Genomic DNA, 537 nt, shown 5'->3' on the forward strand with positions numbered 1-537 from the left:
ATTGGTTGACTAAAGGTATGGATGAGATCGAAGAGGCGCAAGCCTCCCTGGAACAAGCGAAAGAACAGCTGAAAACCGCTGTGCAGAAGGCGCGGCAGGTCAAGCCCCTGGGAGTGGTGTAGCGATCTTTCGTGGGGGTCAGGCTGTGAGCGCGGTGAGGGGCTCGGGAGTCACCTCGCTTCCGGTGGTCTCGACGGCGGTGAGCCGGCAGCGGGTGAGGACCTCGAGGCCGAGGTAGCGGCGACCCTCGGCCCACTCGTCGGTCTGCTCGGCCAGCACGGCCCCGACGAGACGAACGATGGCCTCACGATTCGGGAAGATCCCGACCGCGTCCGTGCGGCGCCGGATCTCCTTGTTCAGCCGTTCGGCCGGGTTGTTGGACCAGATCTGCATCCACACGTCCTTCGGGAACGCGGTGAAGGCCAGCAGGTCGGCACGGGCGGCGTCGAGGTGCTCGGCGACCGCCGGCAGCTTCTCGCCCACGTAGTCCAGCAGCCGGTCGAACTGGGCGTTGACCGCTGCGGCGTCGGGCTGGTC

The 537-nt window shown here is 66.5% G+C and carries 1 protein-coding gene; it reads right to left on the minus strand.

The genetic code is table 11. The features are described 5' to 3' along the window. Positions 1–138: 138 nt before the first annotated feature. Positions 139–537 (minus strand): transposase (locus FQU96_RS42025; protein ID WP_178131213.1); only part of this gene is annotated, 399 nt, incomplete at its 5' end.

The sequence above is a fragment of the Reyranella sp. CPCC 100927 genome, from assembly GCF_007859315.1.
Lineage (GTDB): Bacteria > Pseudomonadota > Alphaproteobacteria > Reyranellales > Reyranellaceae > Vineibacter.